General features: G+C 34.9%; 13 protein-coding genes. 11 read left to right on the plus strand and 2 right to left on the minus strand.

All coding sequences use genetic code 11. From position 1 onward, the window contains the following. Positions 1 to 49 precede the first annotated feature (49 nt). The 9 genes from ACJ2A9_RS16850 (at position 50) to ACJ2A9_RS16890 (ending at position 11,613) form a co-directional block, all read left to right on the plus strand. Complete coding sequence (locus ACJ2A9_RS16850) at positions 50 to 802, plus strand: ABC transporter permease (RefSeq protein ID WP_441422847.1); 753 nt, start codon at positions 50 to 52, stop codon at positions 800 to 802. 34 nt (positions 803 to 836) lie between these two features. After that, positions 837 to 2,255 (plus strand): aspartate ammonia-lyase, encoded by a 1,419-nt coding sequence (aspA, locus tag ACJ2A9_RS16855; RefSeq protein ID WP_441422848.1) that lies wholly within the window; start codon positions 837 to 839, stop codon positions 2,253 to 2,255. A 376-nt stretch (positions 2,256 to 2,631) separates the two neighbouring features. Next, positions 2,632 to 3,999 carry a sigma-54 interaction domain-containing protein gene (locus tag ACJ2A9_RS16860; RefSeq protein ID WP_441422878.1) on the plus strand — a complete coding sequence of 456 codons (1,368 nt, stop codon included), beginning with the start codon at positions 2,632 to 2,634 and terminating at the stop codon, positions 3,997 to 3,999. A gap of 305 nt (positions 4,000 to 4,304) precedes the next feature. Beyond that, entirely contained in the window at positions 4,305 to 5,081 is a 777-nt protein-coding gene (locus ACJ2A9_RS16865; protein ID WP_441422849.1) for an enoyl-CoA hydratase-related protein, read from the plus strand. Positions 5,082 to 5,107: 26 nt separating this feature from the next. Further along, positions 5,108 to 5,896 (plus strand): SDR family oxidoreductase, encoded by a 789-nt coding sequence (locus ACJ2A9_RS16870; protein ID WP_441422850.1) that lies wholly within the window; start codon positions 5,108 to 5,110, stop codon positions 5,894 to 5,896. Between the two features lie 33 nt (positions 5,897 to 5,929). Continuing rightward, the gene (locus tag ACJ2A9_RS16875) at positions 5,930 to 7,102 is read left to right on the plus strand and encodes an acyl-CoA dehydrogenase family protein (RefSeq protein WP_441422851.1); all 1,173 of its coding nucleotides are present in this window, start codon (positions 5,930 to 5,932) and stop codon (positions 7,100 to 7,102) included. 23 nt (positions 7,103 to 7,125) lie between these two features. After that, on the plus strand, positions 7,126 to 9,240 hold the full coding sequence (locus ACJ2A9_RS16880) for an acetate--CoA ligase family protein (RefSeq protein WP_441422852.1): 2,115 nt from the start codon (positions 7,126 to 7,128) through the stop codon (positions 9,238 to 9,240). A 206-nt stretch (positions 9,241 to 9,446) separates the two neighbouring features. Next, entirely contained in the window at positions 9,447 to 11,000 is a 1,554-nt protein-coding gene (locus ACJ2A9_RS16885) for a BCCT family transporter (protein WP_441422853.1), read from the plus strand. 58 nt (positions 11,001 to 11,058) lie between these two features. Continuing rightward, positions 11,059 to 11,613 carry a DUF2179 domain-containing protein gene (locus tag ACJ2A9_RS16890; protein WP_441422854.1) on the plus strand — a complete coding sequence of 185 codons (555 nt, stop codon included), beginning with the start codon at positions 11,059 to 11,061 and terminating at the stop codon, positions 11,611 to 11,613. 374 nt (positions 11,614 to 11,987) lie between these two features. On the opposite strand, the gene ACJ2A9_RS16895 is transcribed toward ACJ2A9_RS16890, so the two are convergent. Beyond that, the gene (locus tag ACJ2A9_RS16895) at positions 11,988 to 12,902 is read right to left on the minus strand and encodes a DMT family transporter (RefSeq protein ID WP_441422855.1); all 915 of its coding nucleotides are present in this window, start codon (positions 12,900 to 12,902) and stop codon (positions 11,988 to 11,990) included. 483 nt (positions 12,903 to 13,385) lie between these two features. On the opposite strand from ACJ2A9_RS16895, the gene ACJ2A9_RS16900 reads away from it, so the two are divergent. Together ACJ2A9_RS16900 and ACJ2A9_RS16905 are read left to right on the plus strand one after the other, a co-directional pair. Then, the gene (locus ACJ2A9_RS16900) at positions 13,386 to 16,463 is read left to right on the plus strand and encodes an S-layer homology domain-containing protein (RefSeq protein ID WP_441422856.1); all 3,078 of its coding nucleotides are present in this window, start codon (positions 13,386 to 13,388) and stop codon (positions 16,461 to 16,463) included. Between the two features lie 533 nt (positions 16,464 to 16,996). Further along, the gene (locus tag ACJ2A9_RS16905) at positions 16,997 to 17,911 is read left to right on the plus strand and encodes an HD-GYP domain-containing protein (RefSeq protein WP_441422857.1); all 915 of its coding nucleotides are present in this window, start codon (positions 16,997 to 16,999) and stop codon (positions 17,909 to 17,911) included. A gap of 805 nt (positions 17,912 to 18,716) precedes the next feature. Here the strand turns inward: ACJ2A9_RS16905 and ACJ2A9_RS16910 are convergent. Continuing rightward, positions 18,717 to 19,841 carry a GerAB/ArcD/ProY family transporter gene (locus ACJ2A9_RS16910; RefSeq protein ID WP_441422858.1) on the minus strand — a complete coding sequence of 375 codons (1,125 nt, stop codon included), beginning with the start codon at positions 19,839 to 19,841 and terminating at the stop codon, positions 18,717 to 18,719. Between the last annotated feature and the right edge of the window lie 218 nt (positions 19,842 to 20,059).

Raw genomic sequence — 20,059 nt, forward strand, 5'->3', positions numbered from 1 at the left:
TACAAGTATCAACTTTTAAACTAAGCTCCAATAGTAACGAGGTGAAGACATGATTAAAAAAATATTAGGGAAATTAATAAAATATCAGTCTATTTTTATACTATTTATACTATGGGAAATCATTGCTTTCTTAGGTGTTTTTCCTGAAAGATTATTTCCTTCTATAATTTCCGTATTAGGGGTTTCTATTGAAATCGCGACTTCAAGTATGTTTTGGGATAATTTATCTGTAACGATGTATAGGGTCATTATTGGTTTTGCGCTTGCCGCAGTAATTGGAGTTCCACTAGGTTTAATGATGAGCCGCTATAATTTATTAAATACATTGTTGCAACCAATGCTATCTATCGGTTATCCAATTCCGAGGGTTGCGCTGTATCCCATTTTAGTGTTTATTCTTGGAATTGGTTCAGGTTCGAAAATATTATTAATTACGTTAGAATGTTTGTTTCCAATTATCATTAGTACGTATTATGGGGCATTACGCGTAAATCACTTATTTATTTGGGCTTCACAAAACATGGGTGCTAATGATCGTAATATGTTTTGGAAAGTATTGTTACCGGCTACAACTCCGGCTATTTTTACAGGATTGAGAATGGCTGTACCGTTAGCATTAATTATTGCAATCTTAACAGAAATGATTAGTTCTACAGAAGGTATGGGCTACTTACTCGTTTATCTTTCCTCATCACTTGTACAAGAAACCGTATTAGCAATGGTGTTACTAATTGGTGTTGTCGGTTATATATTAAGTACTTGCTTAGATCTTGTACAGAATAAATTTGTTTTCTGGAAATAACTACTTAAGTATATAAATTAGAAGGTGAAATTAAATGTCTGAATACCGGACTGAACGGGATTTATTAGGGGAAAAAGAGGTACCGAAAGAAGCCTATTACGGTATACAAACAATGAGGGCTAAAGATAATTTTCCGATAACAGGCTACCCTCCCCATCAACAATTAATTCGTGCTTTTGGTTATGTTAAGAAAGCGGCTGCAATTACAAACCATGAAGTAGGTGAATTATCGAATAATATTACAGAGGCAATCTTGAAAGCATGTGATGATGTGATCACGGGGATGCTCGACGATTCCTTCATTGTTGACTCCATTCAAGGTGGTGCTGGGACTTCACTTAATATGAACACAAATGAAGTAATTGCTAATCGAGCAATTGAATTACTCGGTGGGAACAAAGGTGACTATCACATCGTTAGTCCAAATACACACGTAAATATGGCACAATCGACAAATGACGCTTTTCCAACCGCCATACATATTGCGTGCATTTATCTCACAAATGAGTTAACAGTAATGCTAGATTACTTAATTATTGAGTTTGAAAGTAAAGAAAAAGAATTTGATGATATTGTAAAAATGGGACGCACTCATTTACAGGATGCTGTACCAATTCGCTTAGGGCAAGAATTTGGTGCATATCGGCGTGTATTGACTAGAGATTTACAACGAATAAAAAGTTCAGTCGATCGATTGTATGAAATTAATTTAGGAGCAACAGCTGTCGGAACAGGTTTAAACGCAAAACAAGAATATATTGAACAGGTTGTTGTACATTTATCAGAAATTACTGGATTCTCCTTTCGTACTGCGGACGATTTAGTCGATGCAACACAAAACACAGACGCTTATACAGAGTTGTCAAGTTCTTTAAAAATACTAGCAATCAATCTATCAAAAATCGCCAATGACTTGCGATTAATGAGTTCCGGCCCAAAAACAGGGTTTAAAGAAATCAATTTACCGCCGAGACAACCTGGATCTTCGATTATGCCTGGAAAGGTAAATCCAGTAATGTGCGAAGTCATTAATCAAATCTCATTTCAAGTGATTGGCAATGACCATACCATTAGTTTAGCATCAGAAGCAGGGCAGTTAGAATTAAACGTTATGGAACCGGTTTTGGTTTTTAATTTATTACAATCTCTTTCTATTTTAAAAAATGGAATTGATGTATTTGGTAAATATGCAATTAAGGGGATTACCGCCAATACAGAGCGTTGTTCTCAATTAGTCGATCAAAGCATTGGTATTATTACAGCAATTAATCCTCATGTTGGATATGAAGTAGCTACAAGAATAGCAAAACAAGCATTAAGGTCTGGTCAATCAGTCCGTGAAATATGCTTGGAGTATGGAATTCTATCTGAAGAAGAATTAAATTATATTTTGGATATTAAAGAAATGACAAGTCCTGGAATTGCTGGGGGGAATCATATGTTAGTAAAGTAGGGATTTTATATATAATGTATGATGGTACCCCCTCTCCCACAATGAATTAACCATTATATGTAAGGTAAGACCCGTACTGAGACAAATGATCTCAGTACGGGTCTATTAAGGTTTTTACAATGGGGCTATGTCCTTTCCTTTCTAAATAAAATGTTTAACTTAATTTACCTAATACCTAATAACTCAAAATCCTTCATGTTGTTTATCAGGCATTCTGTATTTGTATTGTTCTAAATATTGTGAACATACTGAATGTTTTCCTTTTTTAAAAGATGAAATATAGATATAATTAACTCAAAATATGATTTTAAAATCATACATAGCTACTCATTTTTCATTACTGATATTTAAACCATAATCTAGAAACGAGGTGACGATATTTTTGGATACGAAAAATGCAAAGGGAATAGAAATTAGTGCCGAGGTCTTGCTAAACATTCTTGATCATTCATCAGATGAGATCTATGTTATGGATAAAGATACTCGTATAGTCTACGTAAATAAAGTTTGTGAACGTCATTATGGCTTAAAACCAAATGAAGTGATTGGTAATTATAATGATGACTTTGTCTCTAAAAATTATTGGACTCCGTCAATTATCCCATTCGTATTTAAAGAGAAAAAGCCTGTAACAATCAAGCAAAGTACTTATATAAACGGAGAATTAATAACAACTGCAATCCCAATATTAAATAATGAAAATGAAATTGAATTAATTGTCATCACAGCCCATGAACCAAACTATAAAAAACTTTATATACCAACAAAACTAGAAGAAAAAGAACGATTAGAGGATCGATTATTTGATAAGAATTTAATAACTAAAAATGAAAAAATGAAACATTTGTTTAAGTTCTGTGAGAAAATTGCAAGGGTTAATACAACTATTTTAATACAAGGTGAGTCTGGTACTGGAAAAAGTGTTGTTGCTAATTATATTCATAACGTTAGTCAGCGTAAAAATGGTCCCTTTTTAGGGATTAATTGTGCAGCTATTCCAGAAGAATTATTGGAATCAGAATTATTTGGTTATGCGGATGGCTCATTTACTGGGGCAAATCGTGGAGGGAAAAAAGGGCTGCTAGAGTCTGTAAATAACGGAACATTCTTTTTAGATGAGATAGGGGAAATTTCTCCAAAAATGCAAGCGAAACTTCTACAAGTGATCCAGGATAAGAAGTTTTTGCCTGTAGGGGGAAGGGTAATGAAAGAAGTCGATATTCGCTTTATTGCTGCTACTAATCGTAATTTATTTGAAATGGTCGAACAAAAACTATTTAGGGAGGATTTATATTATCGTTTAAATGTAATAGATTTGAAAATTCCTTCTCTAAGAGAAAGAACTGAGGACATCACACCTTTAACTTATTCTTTTCTAAATAAATTTAATAAAAAATATGAAACAAGCATAACCATTTCTCAAGAAGCACTCGATGTAATTACGAGCTATTCTTGGCCAGGTAATGTTCGACAACTAGAAAATGTTATTGAACGTTTAGTGGTAACAAGTGAATCAATTATCGAATGTTCTGATCTTCCGGAAAATATATTACAAGCTACGCAAAACATTGAAAAAGTAACTACCTTAAGTGTGCTAGATTCTCTAGATTCGGCGATAGAAGAATTTGAAAGAAATTTAATAATTAATTCGTATAAAAAATATCAAAGTACCAGGAAGGTAGCAAGTGATTTGAGGATTAGTCAAACAAGGGCATCTAAGTTAATTCGCAAATATTGTTATTAATATTGGACATAATCAATAAAGGTACTAATTCTGTATTAATGAGTCGTAAACAACTCACTTGAGTTGCTTACGACTCATTTTTTGTGTTTATAAGAGAGTAAAAATAGCGAACTCCAATATTATTACTATTTTTAAAATTGGCATAAGACTTGCAAAAATAAAAGAGTATCAATGGTAGTGAGAGGTGATGTTGGGTTTGGAGGAAAAATTGTGACAATATATATCGCTTACATCAATCAATATCTTAAACTATGTATCTAATTTTTTAATAAGCATGATCATTACAAAAAAAGGCAGGGGATGACATGGATGATTTATTAGGAATAAAAAAGAACGGCATGATAATGGAAATTACGTTAAATAGACCAAAAGCCAATGCTATTGATACACATACAAGTAAGAAGTTGGCCGAAGCATTTCTCTCATTTCGTGATGATCCTACCTTGAGAGTAGCAATAATTACAGGAAGTGGGGAAAAGTTTTTTTCAGCAGGATGGGATCTAAAAGCTGGAGAACAGGTCGATGCAGACCACGGACCGGGAGGATTTGCTGGTTTAACTGAACTATTTGACCTTGATAAGCCAGTTATTGCTGCGGTTAATGGAATGGCGGTTGGAGGTGGCTTTGAGCTGGCACTTGCTTGTGATCTAATTGTAGCGAGTGAACATGCCGAGTTCTTTCTTCCAGAAGTCTCTTTAGGCATTATTCCGGACTCAGGTGGTGTGCTACGTCTCCCGAAGAGGTTACCTAGTTCAATAGCCCGGGAAATGCTTTTTACTGGTCGTAGATTAGGGGCACATGAAGCTCGTCACTTTGGTTTAGTGAATCAAGTTGTACCAAGATCAGATGTAATGGAGCAAGCGCGAGTGTTGGCTATGAGAATTACCGACTCAGCACCTTTAGCAATTAGAGCAATGAAAAAAATTCTCGCTTCTACAGAACACCTTGATGTTGAGGAAGGATATAAGTTGATGCGAAGTGGTGAAATTAAGGAATATCTTGAGGTTCTACAATCTCAAGATGCCATTGAAGGTCAACAAGCTTTTGTTGAGAGACGGCAGCCGATGTGGAGTGGGAAATAAGAATAAAAGATAAAAGGAGTGTTGAAATGAGTGATCTTTCAGTATTTGCACCAAATATTTTTAAAGGGAAATGTGTTCTCATTTCAGGCGGAGGGTCAGGAATCGGTTTTGCCATTGCTGAGGAGCTAGGGAAGCTAGGTGCTCGTGTTATCTTGTCAGCACGAGATGTTGAACGGTTAGAGAGAGCAGCTTTTAAACTAAAGGAAAAAAATATAGAGGCCTATTATTACCCAGTCAATATCAGGGAAGAACATGAGGTTATTTCCTTATTTAAAACAGCTTTTGAAAAATTGGGAGGGGTTGACTTTTTAGTCAATAATGCAGGAGGTCAATTTGCCGCTCCAGCCCTCGATGTTTCAGCTAATGGATTTCGTTCTGTTGTTGATCTTAACCTACAAGGGACTTGGCATATGAGCTCAATCTTTGCTAGACATTTAATAGAAGAAAATAGAGCAGGAAAAATGATTAATATTGTACTTTGTCTCAAATCTGGTATACCCGGAATGGTTCATGCAAGTGCGGCAAGAGCAGGGGTTGTCAATATGACAAAAACGCTCGCATATGAGTGGGGACCATATAACATAAATGTAAATGCTATTGCTCCTGGAACGATAGAAACAGGGGGTTTGGAGAATTATAATTCAGAAAATTTAGATAAAACAATCCGTTCTTTACCTATTAAAAGAATGGGAACACCTAATGAAGTTGCGACAGCGATTAGCTATTTATTATCGCCCGCTGGGGACTTTATTACAGGAACGACGCTAGAGATTGATGGAGGAGAACACTTGATAGGAGCACAAAGCCAAATTTAAAAAATGCTTTCTTAAAATGAGGAGGAATAAAAAATGAGTACTTTTAAAGATACATTATCTAGAGAGCATCAGGAACTACAAGAAAAGGCAAGACAATTTGCCGAAACAATCCTTATGCCTTATGAACTTGAATGTGAAGAAAATGACGGACTTTCACCTGAAGTACTTCAAAAACTAAATCAAGCAGTTATTGATTGGGAATTGAATGCAATTAATCATACGAAAGAAGATGGTGGTCAAGGGCTGACGATTTTTGAACAAATGCTTGTAAATGAGGAACTCGGAAAGGTAACAAATGCGATCTGGGATGTTGTCTTTCAGCCAGCCTACCCTTTGCGGTTTGCTACTCAACAACAGAAAGAAGAGTATGTAATTCCAACAAACCAAGGAAAGCGACGCGATGCATATGCGATTACAGAAGAGTTTGCAGGATCTGATCCAAACCGTTGTACGACAATAGCCGAGAAGTGTGATGGAGGCTATCGCATTAATGGAGAGAAATGGTTTGTAACGGTTGGAGATGTAGCTGATTACATTCTTGTTCATGCTCTTGTTGATGGAGATCCCGAAAAACCAACTGTGTTCTTTGTTGATAAAAACCTACCAGGTGTAAAAATGACTAGAGTCCCAAAATTTACTCATCATTTTGTGTATGAACACCCGGAATTTGTATTTGAAGATGTTGTGGTCGATGAAACAAAAATTCTCGGCCAAATTGGAGAAGGTTTTGATTTAACAAAAGACTGGTTTGTTGAAGCACGGTTAGGAATTGCTGCTAGATGCGTTGGAGGGGCTACACGTGCACTAGAAACAGCCAATGCATTTGCTTCTGAACGTGTGCAATTTGGTAAGAGTATCCGAGACCATCAAGCAATTGAATTTATGTTAGCAGATATGGCATTAGAGATTATGGCGGCTAAAAGCATGTTATATCGACTATGTTGGGATGTTTCAAATAAATCAGATCGAAAAATTAACCATGCTCGTGCCTCTGCAGCTAAACTCTATTGTTCTGAAATGGTTGGTAGAGTTTGTGATAAAGCGGTTCAAATATTAGGTGGACGTGGTTATATGAGGGAAAATCCTGTTGAAAGATTGTGGCGTGATACACGTGTTGATCGTATTTGGGAAGGTACCTCTGAAATTCAACGTGTTATTACCGGGAATCAAATTAAAAAACGTGGATTAGATCTTTATATCTACTAAATTCGAAGTGAGGTGCAATTTGGATGTACGTGATTGAAAATAATAAAATAGAAAATATTAGCCGACTGTTTTCACCTCAATCCATTGTTTTCATCGGTAATAAAGGAATTGTTTCACAAGCAATTCGTAATAATCATTTGATCGGTTTTTCAGGAGACATATTTGTTGTACATCCAACAGAAAGTCAAATCGAGGGATATACTTGCTATCCCTCGATTCAAGACTTACCTAATGTTCCTGATGTAGCATTTGTTTCAGTTCGTGGTGAGAAAACAATTGAAATTGTACAGCAGTTAAATACTTTGGGCACTGCAGGCTGTGTTTGTTACGCTGCAGGCTTTGCTGAAATTGGTGCACATGATTTACAAGAAAAACTTGTTGATGCTGCTGGAAATATGGCCCTAATTGGTCCGAATTGTTATGGCATGATCAATTACTTAGATCGAGTAATATTATGGCCAGATCGATTTGGTGGTAAACCAGCCGAAAAGGGAATTGCGGTCATAAGTCAAAGTGGAAATATAAGTTTAAACTTCACGTTGTCTGACCGTTCAGTGCCTTTGGCCTATGTTATTAGTGTAGGAAATCAAGCGGTACTAAAAATGGAAGATTATGTTGATGCATTATTAGAAGATTCTCGTATTACTGCGATTGGTCTTCATATTGAAGGGTTAGATGATATTGAAAAATTTAGTAAAGTAGCCAAAAAAGCATTAAAAAAACAAATTCCAATCGTTGCCTTAAAAACAGGAACGTCTAGTATAGGTAGTGAATTAACGTTAAGTCATACAAGCTCCCTTGCTGGATCGGATGAACTTTATCAAACGCTGTTTACTCGCTTGAATATTTGTAGAACAGACTCAATGTCGACGTTTCTAGAAACATTGAAACTATTTTCAGTTACAGGGAAAATCAATGGAAGAAACTTAGGGGTTTTAACATGTTCTGGAGGAGACTCGACACTTGCAGCAGATCTAGCAGATAAAAAGAAATTTGTATTACCAAAACTAAGTCATGAACAAATTCATGCCTTGCGCCAACAAATGCCTGAATTTGCTCATGTTTCCAATCCATTAGATTATAACACATCGATTTGGGGGAATGAACAGGAGTTAGAGCGTTGTTTTTCAACAATGGTAGAGGGAAATTTTGATGTAACAATCCTAATCCTTGATTACTTACAGCCAACATTAGGAGATTTACAAGGTTGGAAAGCATCAATTACAAGTTTAATAAATACAAAAAGGAATTATGATAAACCGATTATTCTGTTATCGGTTCTCTCCGAAGGTATTCCAGGAGAAGTTAGAGAAATATTAATTGAAAATAAAATTACACCATTACAAGGGTTATCAGATTCATTTGCTGCACTTGATAACGTTATTAATTATTACCAATCACTTCAACAGATCGGTAACATCGAAGAGATTCATGAACGGTTGCTTCAAGCTAAATTTAACCACCCAATTAGAAATGACAAAATAGTCGATGAATGGGAAAGTAAACAAATTCTCTCTCAATTTGGATTGCTTCTTCCAAAGGGGCAATTGTTGTCCTCAGCCGATGAATTGGAGATCACAAAGGAAGTGACAGGTCCTTTCGTTGTAAAGGCAGTAAGCTCTGAAATTCCCCATAAAACTGAAGCTGGTGCTGTAATACTAAACTTGCAAGATAAAGAAAGTGTTATAAATGCTATAGAAGAAATAAACGCAAGAACACGCCATGTTTCTTCAGCGAATAAAAAGTTTTTAGTTGAAGAAATGGTTTCTGAAACTGTGGCAGAATTAGTGATTGGATTAAAACGTGATGAACAATTTGGATTAGCATTAGTCATTGGTACCGGGGGAATATTTGTTAACTTCCTCAATGATAGCTCAACGTTACTACTGCCAACAAACGAAAATGAAATACGTAATGCCTTATCTTCATTAAAAGGATTTCAATTATTAAATGGATTTAGAGGTCGTCCTAAAGGAGATATTAATTATGTTATCGAAATAATAAAAGGTATTGCTAGATTTGCAGAGGAATATGCCGATAGAATCCTAGAACTTGATGTGAATCCTTTGCTCGTATTACCTGAAGGCAAAGGGGCAGTGGCTTGTGACGCTTTAATTCGCTTTTCAGTCAGTGAATAAACTATCAAATAGACTTGAATAGACTGTGTAATTGCTTAATTACACAGTCTAATCTTAAGAGGTACCTGTTTACCTTTTTGGTAAATGACCTGTCTATCATAGGAACATAACGAATAGCTAACAAAAAAATGAAAGCGCTTCAAAAAATATAAAAAAGGTTGTTACTTTTTTGTTAATTATATTCTAATAATGGAAAGGGTGTTTTTATGAGGGAACCTAAGATTGATAAGGTCATATTTGGAACTGGACTATTGATGATAATTATGATTTCTTTACCTATACTGATTTCTCCAGAGAAGACAACGATCATTTTTTCAACAGCACTTAGTTTTATTACTGGGGAATTTGGATGGTTATACTTATGGGGGACAGTGATTGTATTTGGTTTATTAGGTTGGCTCGCGTTTGGAAAGTATGGAAAGATTAAATTTGGTTCAGCTGAAGATAAACCAGAGTATTCATTCCCGAGTTATCTTGCAATGTTATTTACAGCAGGTATAGGCATTGGGCTAATGTATTGGGGGCCAATCGAATGGGCTTATAATTATATTGCACCTCCATTTGGTATGGATCCTATGAGTAATGAGGCAGGTGATTGGGCAAATGTCTATCCAATGTTTCACTGGGGCTTTACAGCTTGGGCAATCTACTGTTTACCAGCGTTGCCATTAGCATATGCTTTCCATGTTAGAAAACAGTCGTCTTTACGGATTAGTAATGCTTGCCGTGGGGTAATTGGAAAACATGCGGATGGAATTGTAGGAAAAATGATTGACGTATGTTTTATGTTCGGCTTAGTAGGAGCAGTTGGAACTTCATTAGGTTTAGGTTCACCACTAATTGCAGAAGGCGTCGCTCACTTATTTAACCTTGAGAGAACATTAATGCTAGATATCATTATCGTTCTTTGTTGGACTGCATTATTTGGAACAAGTGTAACCTTAGGGCTAAATAAAGGAATTAAGCGATTAAGTAATGTGAATACGTACTTGTTTTTAGCATTATCTCTTTTCGTCGTCGTTTTTGGACCTACCGTTTTTATTATTTCAACGTTTACTGAAAGTGTTGGTATCGTTTTACAAAACTTTGTTCGAATGAGTTTATACACAGATTCGATTGGGCAGTCAGGATTTCCTCAAGATTGGACAATTTTCTATTGGGCATGGTGGGTAGCCTATGCACCATTTATGGGGGTTTTCGTTGCGAAGATCTCAAAAGGTAGAACAATTAAGCAAGTTATTTTAGCACAGTGTATAGGTGGTACGTTAGGATGCTGGGCATCATTTGCAATTTTAGGAAACACAAGTCTTTACTTTGAGTTAAATCAAATCGTTCCTGTTGTGGATATATTAAATGAATCAGGTGCACCAGCAGCCATCGTTGCTGTTATGTCTTCACTTCCGCTTGGAACACTTGTATTAATCGTTTTCCTAATACTTGGATTTATCTTCTTGGCAACAACAATTGATTCATCAGCATTTGCTTTAGCTTCTGTAGCTTCTAAGGAAATACACCCCGATCAAGAACCAGCACGTTGGCATCGTTTCTTCTGGGCTCTAGTACTTGCTACAGTTGCCATATCTTTATTGTACGGTGGTGGATTAAGTACGCTCCAAACGTTAGCGATTATAACATCATTTCCTGTTGTCTTTATTTTAATTATTATGAGCGTGTCTTTCTTAAAATGGTTGAAAGAGGACAATGTGAATACGATTCATACATCAAAAAAGGAAAAGGATCTTAACAAAAAAGTAGTGTAATAAATATAAGCTGTTAATAAGTTATGATCGCAAAAATATCGTTGTTAGGGATGGTGAGATGAAAGACGTTCTTCTAATCCTACTTTTACAGCTTTTATATGTTCCTTGTTTTACATTAAGGACTATATTTATCGTAAAACAATTGCATTATCACGCAGCTTCATTGGGCTTTGTAGAGTCGCTTATTTATGTATTAGGGCTATATTTAGTCCTTAATGGGGAACAAAATTTAATAGCAATGTTCATTTATGCATTGGGGTTTGGTGTCGGAATCTTGATAGGAATTAGTATAGAACAAAAACTTGCGATTGGATACACATCATTATTAGTAAACTTGCCAAATAAAAATCAATTGCTAATAGATCTACTAAGAAATGAAGGGTATGGTGTTACTGTATATGAGGGGGAGGGGCGTGATAGTCAGAGGTTTAAACTTGAAATATTAACAAAAAGAAACCAAGAAGATGGTCTTTTTAGCTTAATTGAGGAATATGAACCAAATGCGTTTATTATTTCTTATGAGCCTAGAAAATTTAAAGGTGGATTTTTACTGAAAACAATGCGAAGGAGAAAGATAAAAAGGAAAAATGAAATAGAAAATACCTATATGTAGAATATAGTGCCGTAATATGTTTTGATAACATTTCAAAGCATATTATGGCTTTTTCTTATGGGAGTATGTATGGTGAAAGAGGGGATTGGAGTGGTATATATTAAATATTCCTTATTTTTTAAGCTGTGTTAAATTTGATGTTGATTTTTAGCTCGTTTTTTGGGAGGTTAGAATGGACTAGAAAAGAAAATTCATTTTCTTTTCTAGCCCATTCTAACCTCTCAACCTTTCAGTACCTGAAAGACGTGTGCATTTAGCAATTTACACGAAAGAGCCAAAAATCAACATTAAACTTTAACATAGCTATTTTTTAAAAAAGGAAAAATGGGATTACGTGCTTAATTGAGGTAGGGAGATGATAGTCTAGTAATAACCTACCTAAATAATACAACTAATATAGCACCAATTATCATTAAAACAGTACTGAACCAAAATAATCTAGAGAATTTTTCATCATGTCGCGATAATAAATAACTAAAGAATGCTGTCATGATAGGAGCTGTTGCGATTAAAGCAGTCACATAAGCTACAAACAAATGCTTCACAGCAATAAAATTAGTGATGACAGCCAACCCCCAGAAAAGGGTAGCCCACAATAAGTTTTTATCTATAGATCCCCAATGTTTTTTATATGTTTTAATTATAGTACCTTCCTTTAGTAAATAAAAGGCTAAAGCTATCCATGCAGCTAAACTTGAAACTCCAGTTGCTAAGATAACATCAGAAACTCTTTCCATTGATACAGCCCTTAAGATGTCAGCACTAGCAAATAGTAAGGATACAAATATCCCTAATGCGACTCCTTTTTGCCAAGTCGTAAATGTTGTATTTTGTTCAAGAGTATTCACATTTGTGTTTTTTGGCTCTTTTTCTTGCCAGCCTAGCAGCCATATTGCACTTAAAATGGTCAATATACCGATAAAAGATAAGGTAGTTGGAAATTGATGAAGAAAAATAAGAGCCAAAATAACGGTAAAAGCGGGAGCAGAATTTTTAATCACACTAGCTCGCGAAGGGCCAATATATCGAATGGTATTAAAGAGCCCCCATCTAGCCAGGAAAGAATGTATAATCCCAACTAAAGCATATAAGATGATTGTGGTAACGTCAGGCCAAGGAGTTCCTTGAAAGATTTTTATAAGAATACTAAGCGGAAAGAAAAAGATAGCCATTAATGCAATATTTAATGCCATCGCTTCTAACCCATTGAACTTTTTGTTTGTTTTCCTGTTGTATACATTTCCTAATGCGAAAAGAGCAGCTGTTAATAATGAGAAAAATACACCCACAAGCAGAAACCTCCTAATAAATAAAGTAGGAAAAGGTATGGTTTAGTAAACCTTTAACGCTATTGGTATATTGTATACCGATTTGTTTAATTTAGGAAGGAATATGCACATTTTTTTGAATATTTTAAATATATGACACTAGGATACATCTAGTTCATGTGATATTGGCATAGACGGAAAGCCAGATCATTGCATTGCTTTGATCTGACTTTTTCGTAATGTTCAGAACCCTCGATCGGATAAAAAATAGAGGGCAAAATCATGGAAGTTGGTTACCGCTCACTTAGTGAGGATGGATTTCCAATTCCTTAGCTTACGACATGTCCTACGTATTCTACTCACGATACACCAAGTATTCCCATCCCAAATAAATCTATTACTATACTATAATGAATGAGTTAAGATTTTTGATAAATAATAGGGCACTTGTCGAGAGGAGCTTGTCTAGTGTCTACATAAAGAAAGGGAGGTATTACTTACAACATGAATAAGCTTATTCCTTTAATGTTAATTTTGCTCCTCATTAGTTCAACCTTTCAAGGTGTTGGCTATGCCAATGAATATAATACGTTTTCTTTAAATAAAACGTTTATGCAATTAACCTTAGAAGATCAGCCGGATGCAATGACGAGGGCTGATCTTGCGCATCACCTTGTTGATACTCTGGGGTTAAATCCACTTTTATCGAAGAGTAATTTTAAGGATGTTCCGAAGAGTCACCCCTATTACCAGGAAATTTCAACTGTGCTGGAGTACAAACTTCTAGGTACATATGCTGATGGAACCTTCAAACCAGATCATGAGGTTACAAGGGCAGAATATGCTGTTGCCATGTCACGTGCTCTAAAGATCGAACAAGAAAATACGGGACGAGTAATTAATGATATTGATCTTCATCTTCATCAATGGTATGTAGCAGATGTCTACAAAATGGTGAATGTCGGACTGATGACATTAGACAACGAAGGGAACTTCAGACCACAGGAACCGATGGTAATGAATGAAAAAGCAAAATTACAACCCTTATTTTCAAATGGTCACTCATCTGCAAACAAAGTAATCTGGGATTCAAGTGATCCCACTATTGCCACAGTTTCACAAACGGGACAAGTAGTTCCAAAAGGTGTCGGGCTCGCGATCATATCAGCTATGACTGCTGATGGAACCAAGCTAAAAACGTGTATCGTATCGGTACGTGCTTCAGAAAATAGCGAAAGTGAAGATCCGTATATTTTTTCTGATATTAAAAATCACTGGGCAAAAGTCGATATTTTGGAAATGAAAGTTAAAGGTGTAGTAACTGGAGTTTCAGAGAAGGAATTTAAACCTGAGAGAGCTGTTACTCGTTCCGAATTTGCGGCATTACTGCTGAGAATTCTCCAAATTGAACCAACTGAGATTGACCAATCATATTTTAAGGATATTGAGATTGACAAATGGTATGCAGAAGTTGTAGAAATGGCTTTTAAGGAAGGATTAATCGAAGGCTATCCTGATAAAACCTTTAAACCAAATGAAAATATCACAAGACAAGAAATGGCTGTATTAATTATTCGAGCAATTAATTATGTCGAAAAAAATGTTGATATAGCAGCTGATGGTTCTCTTCATTTTAAAGATAGCGAAAAAATACGTGATTGGGCGAGAGTAGCGATTACACTCGTATCAGAATTAGGCATTATGAATGGATATCCAGATGATACCTTTGGACCAGATCACTCCACAAAAAGAGCGGAAAGTGTTGTAGCCCTTAAACGCTTACTTGATTTATTAGTAACTGACAACCATGTTGGCCCTATTCTTTTTACAAACGGAGTTATTAACGGGGGAAATCAAGCTGAATTTACATTTGAAGGAAAAGTCCAACCTGGATCTAGCGTTTCTTTGCAATCAATAGTTTCTGAGAATGGCACCGTGTATAATGTTACAGACACTTTTACAACAGCGACAGCTGCTGGAGAAGTTACAATAACAAAAGATCTGATGTTTTTAGAAGACGGTATTTGGAATTTTTCTTTCTATATTAAAGATAACAATGGGGAAAATGGTACAGAGAAAACTATTGCATTAATAAAAGACACTAAAATTATTTGCTGTACAGACCAGAACACGGATGAAAATTCGGATACCTACTCATTTACCGGTGAACCGAATCTAATGGCGAACGTTACATTATCTCAAGATAGTAAAACAAAAACGTATACAGTTAAAACAAATGAGAACGGTCAAGCTACACTTTCTTATGATGGATCCTTGTTTATGGATGGGAAAATTAATGTTTCCATGTCAGTGAGGGATCAGGCTGGAAATATAGGAAACTACGAATCAGTCATCGTAAAAAATAGTATGCAAGATAAAAACCCCGAACTGGGAATAGAACGAATTGGCTTTAACATTCCAATCACTGATGCGGCGATACATCCAATTGAACCAATCATCTATGTAGTGAGTAAAGCGAACATGAAGCTGTATATTGCAAATTATGAAACACAAGAGCTTCAGTCTTATCCTCTTTCACATTTTCCTTCCGAAATGAGCCTATCAGAGGATGGAACTAAACTTTACATTGTAAATATGGATGATGAAACGCTATTTTCTGTCTTTGACCTTAAACACCAAGAATGGGAGTATCATGCGAAAACACAACCGTTTGCGGGAACCCACTATGATGATACACATCGACATATTTATAACAAAAATAATAAAATTTTCGTTGTTATAGACACATGGGCACCTAAACTGCTTGTTTTTGATGCTTACACTTATCGTCCTGTAACCATTCCAGAAATTGATTCCATAGGAGCTATGGCCTTTTCGAAAAACAGCGACTTCTTCTATTATTGGCATCAATACGGATGGGGAGCTGGATGGGCTGGAAGTAATATCTATAAATATTATATGAATGGTGACGAAATGGTAAAAGTGGCTGAGACAAATATTGGCTATCCAGGACTTCTTCGTGATCCACTTGATGCACCGATTCTTTTATTAGAAGATAAGCGAATCGTCATTTCGAAAGAATTCGTATTTAGTGCCGATGATTTGACAATGTTAAAAGGCACATTCCCTGAACCGATCTATGCGGCAAATGCTCATTTTAATATTGCCATCGGTAAAAATGGGGTCTATAACCTAGATTCATTTGAAAAAATCTATTCACCACTCTTTTCATTTGTTTATTATGACGTTCGAAAAGTATTTTCGAAAAACAATGAAATGATTGTGTTATATAAAAAAGACAATGCTCTTATCGTTGAAAAAATAAGTTTAGAAGAAGCAAAAAGCTTCCAAAATGACTTACTTTCCTTCCAAGTAGCTGGGGTAGAAGGAAAAATTGATGGGAACTATGTCACTGTTGAACTTCCTACAGATGTAGACTTAACTGACTTAACAGCAACATTCACACATTCACCTTCTGCTGTTGTTGAAGTTGATCGCGTTATCCAAAAAAGCGGCATAACCAAAAACGATTTCCAAAACCCGGTTGTTTATACCGTCGTCGCTGAAGATGGCACAAAAAAATTCTACAAAGTAATCGTAAAACATATGGCGTCTCAATAAAAGTGTGTCTAAAAAGTCAATAAAGTAAGAAGCTGAATAAAAAAGATAACGGGTTTAGTTTTGGAGAGAAAATAACGAGTAGCAACAAAAACAGCGTACCATTTCGTAATGATTTGGTACGCTTGTTTTTGTTGTTATTTCAAGGTTTTATTAGAATTTACACTAAAATCATTAGAAGTTGTAGTGTGCCTTTTGGCGAGAACACATAAGTTTTGTCCTGCTGCCATTTCATATGCCAAAAGTTGCGTTAATTACTGTGATATTTAAGAACACTTTAGGGATAATGGGATTTAATGTTAAGTGTAAGGAATTCGGTATTTAACGAGTAATATTAAATTCCTTATTTTTACATATTTAAATAAGAGATAGCACACTTTATATGTACAAGGTGTGTTTTCTTTTGTCCAAAAGGTAGCTGGATAGCATTATAATTTCAACTAATTGAGGCCAAATAGCTTTGCGTCACAATTTTCCGTTAAGCAGAAGAACTATGTGCAAAAGAGAGTACTTATATACATAACAACGGAGGCACTATGTTTAAAAAATTCGATGTATTGCTTTATAATCCAATTTATTTTCGATATGGCTTTTTTATCCTTTTGCTGATCAGTATTGTGCTTAACGGATTTATTATTGAAAATAATGATCATTTATTTGTTTTTTATATCCTTTGTACAATATTTTTAGGGATCGGTTTCTATAATAAACCTACTTGGTTTATTATCATGGCCGCTAGTTTGGTGGTTATAAGTAGGTTTTTCCTTATACCAGAACCTGTACCTAGCGTTATAGGCTTTCTAGTCTTTTTGTTCACTTATTTATTAATCACATTCATTTCAGTTGGATTAATGAAGAATGTATACAAAATTAAAAAAGATTCAATAGAATTAACTACTGCTCTCTCTAATGCTTTGGATTCTAGAGATTCTTATACAAAGCATCATTCTGAAAAAGTAGCAACATATGCTGTAGAAATAGCTGAAAAAATGAATTTGTCTAAAAAACAATGTGAAATTATTCGTATTGGAAGCTTATTACACGACATTGGTAAGATTGGTATTCCTGAATCTATATTAAATAAACCTGGGAAATTAACAGATGAAGAATATAATATAATAAAATCTCACCCAGTAGTAGGTTATGAAATGATTAAACACGTTGAAAGTTTTAAACATGATGGAGTGTTAGATATTGTTCTATATCATCATGAAAGGTACGATGGCAAAGGGTACCCGTCGGGGTTAAAAGGGGAGGAAATCCCATTATTTGCACGAATAGTTGCTGTGGCAGACACATTTGATGCAATGTCTTCTAAACGCATATATAGAAAGGAACTCAGTGTAGATTATGTTCTAAATGAAATGGCAGAGAACAAAGGTTTGCAATTCGATCCGGAAATTATGGATGTTTTTCTTTCTAACCAGGAACAACAACGAAAAGGCCTCTAACTAGAGATAAAAATAACCTTATAAATTTTAACAATCAGGCGCTTTCCTTTCTTGAGGAGATATTGTAGTTGTTGAAATAGAGCAGATCGGTAATTTGTGTAACTATGTCAAATCAGGTGTTCATGCATGATCAACTTTTCAGTTAAAATTTTCCTTTTATTTAAGTCGTAAAAATAATTAGTAGTAGAGGCACCTCATTAATTAACTAACTTTGAGATGCCTCTTTTCTAATTGTACAAATTACTTATACAAATATTATTTTTGATAGGTACACAACAATAGTTACTGTAATCATGCCGGCATACCGATCATTAAGTTATGTTTTTGGGCAACTTCAATAATCGGGTGGTAGTACGGAGTTAACTTTTCAATTTTTAACAACCGCATGACTTCCGAGTAATTAAAGTAGGCGGAAGTTCAATATGTTTTATATAGTCAAGGTTATTAATTTTACTTAATAGAATATCAAAAGCAGTCTTACCTATATATTTATAAATTTGATAAGAGACATCCAGTGGCCGTAAAAATTTAAATTTAACTGTATATAAAATAAGGCGTAAAGACAATATCAATTCTCTGTTAATAAACTAGGAAGTATACTTAGTGAAATTTTTTTTATCACGGTGGTGTTTGATTGCTAAATACAGTTGAATTAATAAGGATATTTTGATTTATCGATTTTTCGACCGATACAGACAAATTACGAATAAGCGCTTTAATCCAAAAACAAATTCCTCTATTAAACGGTAATTATCTTTCGGACCATTAATTGATAAGGAATGTCCTGTTATATAAGTAAATAGATTTAGGAATCGGTAGTACTTTTTTTGTTTTTAAAACATACCGTTAGATACCCATAACCTATTGCGATACTCGTTAATATAAACCCTAAACTTACAAGCAGATCACGAGAATACTGTTCAACCTCACTAAGGTTATTTGGGTTAAAAGTGATGTTAAAAACAATAAATATTAAGATTGGCATTAGCCAGGTTTGTTTTTTCTTACTACTTTTGAAAAACTCGTTGTTAATGATGAGAACTGTAATTAAAGTAGAAAGTGATGTTGTTGTAAAAAGGGCGATAATCCAGACTGTTAAAAAAACAGGATCAAAACGGCCAAGAACCCCCTCTAGAATTTCGATTGATTTGACAACTTCCATTAATGGGAACGTTGTGAATTTGTTAATTTCAAAGCCTAATACACCGTAACACAAAACAATAATAGTTATGTAGGTTAACGGAATTATCAATGAAACTAAGTTGATCGGTAATGGGCGAAGATCCTCTTTTCTTAAATAAGTCATTAACATGAAAAAAAAATAAATACCACCAACAAATGGATGCGATGTATTGAGGGCTCCTTTTAAGATTGGAGAGAATCCCTCCGATAAAATTGGAGTAAGTTCGTGAAAATCAAAGTCTGCGCTAGTCATTAAAAACAATACAACTAACACAAATAAGACAATCGGAAAGAGCATTAAATTAATATGAAAAACGCCTTGGACACCTTTAGATACACTATATGCTACAGTCAATAAAAAGACTGCAGCAATCACCTCGGCCGGAGTATTTTCTAATAGAAAATTATTTGTTGTAATTACTAAAATCCTCGTTACTAAAGCTATTATAATTAGATTATGGACGATGAAAATAATACTAAATACTGGTGTGATCCACTTCCCCATCCATCCAGTTCTCATAAATTCCAATAAATTTTTTTCGGGAAAGTTTTGTTGCAACCGAGTATAAAGGGTAATAAGCAGGAGCATAATGACTCCATTTATCAAAAGAGAAATCCATCCATCTGGTGTCTCTAGTTCTTTAGCCAAACCTCTAGGAAGAAATAGAATGATACTGCCTAAATTTAATGAAACAAAAGTCAATGAGAATTCAAATGTAGAGATCCGGAAAGAATTATGGTTTTGCATGGTTCTCCTTTATCTGATAAGTTATACATAAATTTTCTATGTCAAAAAATCCCACTATAATATTAATTCTATTTTTTACAAAAAATAAATTATTATGCAATTGGCGGGGACAATATAATGATATAGTGCATTTTTTTATACTAAAGATCCGGATGTTATTCTGATATTGTTGAAAGTAAGCCCGAACTATAAAAAAATTAGCACACCTTCCTTGAACA

It is taken from the genome of Anaerobacillus sp. MEB173 (assembly GCF_052119505.1).
In the GTDB taxonomy this organism is placed as follows: Bacteria; Bacillota; Bacilli; order Bacillales; family JBJMAU01; genus JBJMAU01.

Bases quoted from the DNA above. Each gene is read 5' to 3' on its own strand.
- ACJ2A9_RS16875 (WP_441422851.1), top strand. From the start codon at position 5,930: ATGAGTACTTTTAAAGATACATTATCTAGAGAGCATCAGGAACTACAA.
- aspA (WP_441422848.1), top strand. From the start codon at position 837: ATGTCTGAATACCGGACTGAACGGGATTTATTAGGGGAAAAAGAGGTA.
- ACJ2A9_RS16890 (WP_441422854.1), top strand. From the start codon at position 11,059: ATGAAAGACGTTCTTCTAATCCTACTTTTACAGCTTTTATATGTTCCT.
- ACJ2A9_RS16910 (WP_441422858.1), bottom strand. From the start codon at position 19,841: ATGCAAAACCATAATTCTTTCCGGATCTCTACATTTGAATTCTCATTG.
- ACJ2A9_RS16885 (WP_441422853.1), top strand. From the start codon at position 9,447: ATGAGGGAACCTAAGATTGATAAGGTCATATTTGGAACTGGACTATTG.
- ACJ2A9_RS16880 (WP_441422852.1), top strand. From the start codon at position 7,126: ATGTACGTGATTGAAAATAATAAAATAGAAAATATTAGCCGACTGTTT.
- ACJ2A9_RS16865 (WP_441422849.1), top strand. From the start codon at position 4,305: ATGGATGATTTATTAGGAATAAAAAAGAACGGCATGATAATGGAAATT.
- ACJ2A9_RS16900 (WP_441422856.1), top strand. From the start codon at position 13,386: ATGAATAAGCTTATTCCTTTAATGTTAATTTTGCTCCTCATTAGTTCA.
- ACJ2A9_RS16905 (WP_441422857.1), top strand. From the start codon at position 16,997: ATGTTTAAAAAATTCGATGTATTGCTTTATAATCCAATTTATTTTCGA.
- ACJ2A9_RS16850 (WP_441422847.1), top strand. From the start codon at position 50: ATGATTAAAAAAATATTAGGGAAATTAATAAAATATCAGTCTATTTTT.
- ACJ2A9_RS16870 (WP_441422850.1), top strand. From the start codon at position 5,108: ATGAGTGATCTTTCAGTATTTGCACCAAATATTTTTAAAGGGAAATGT.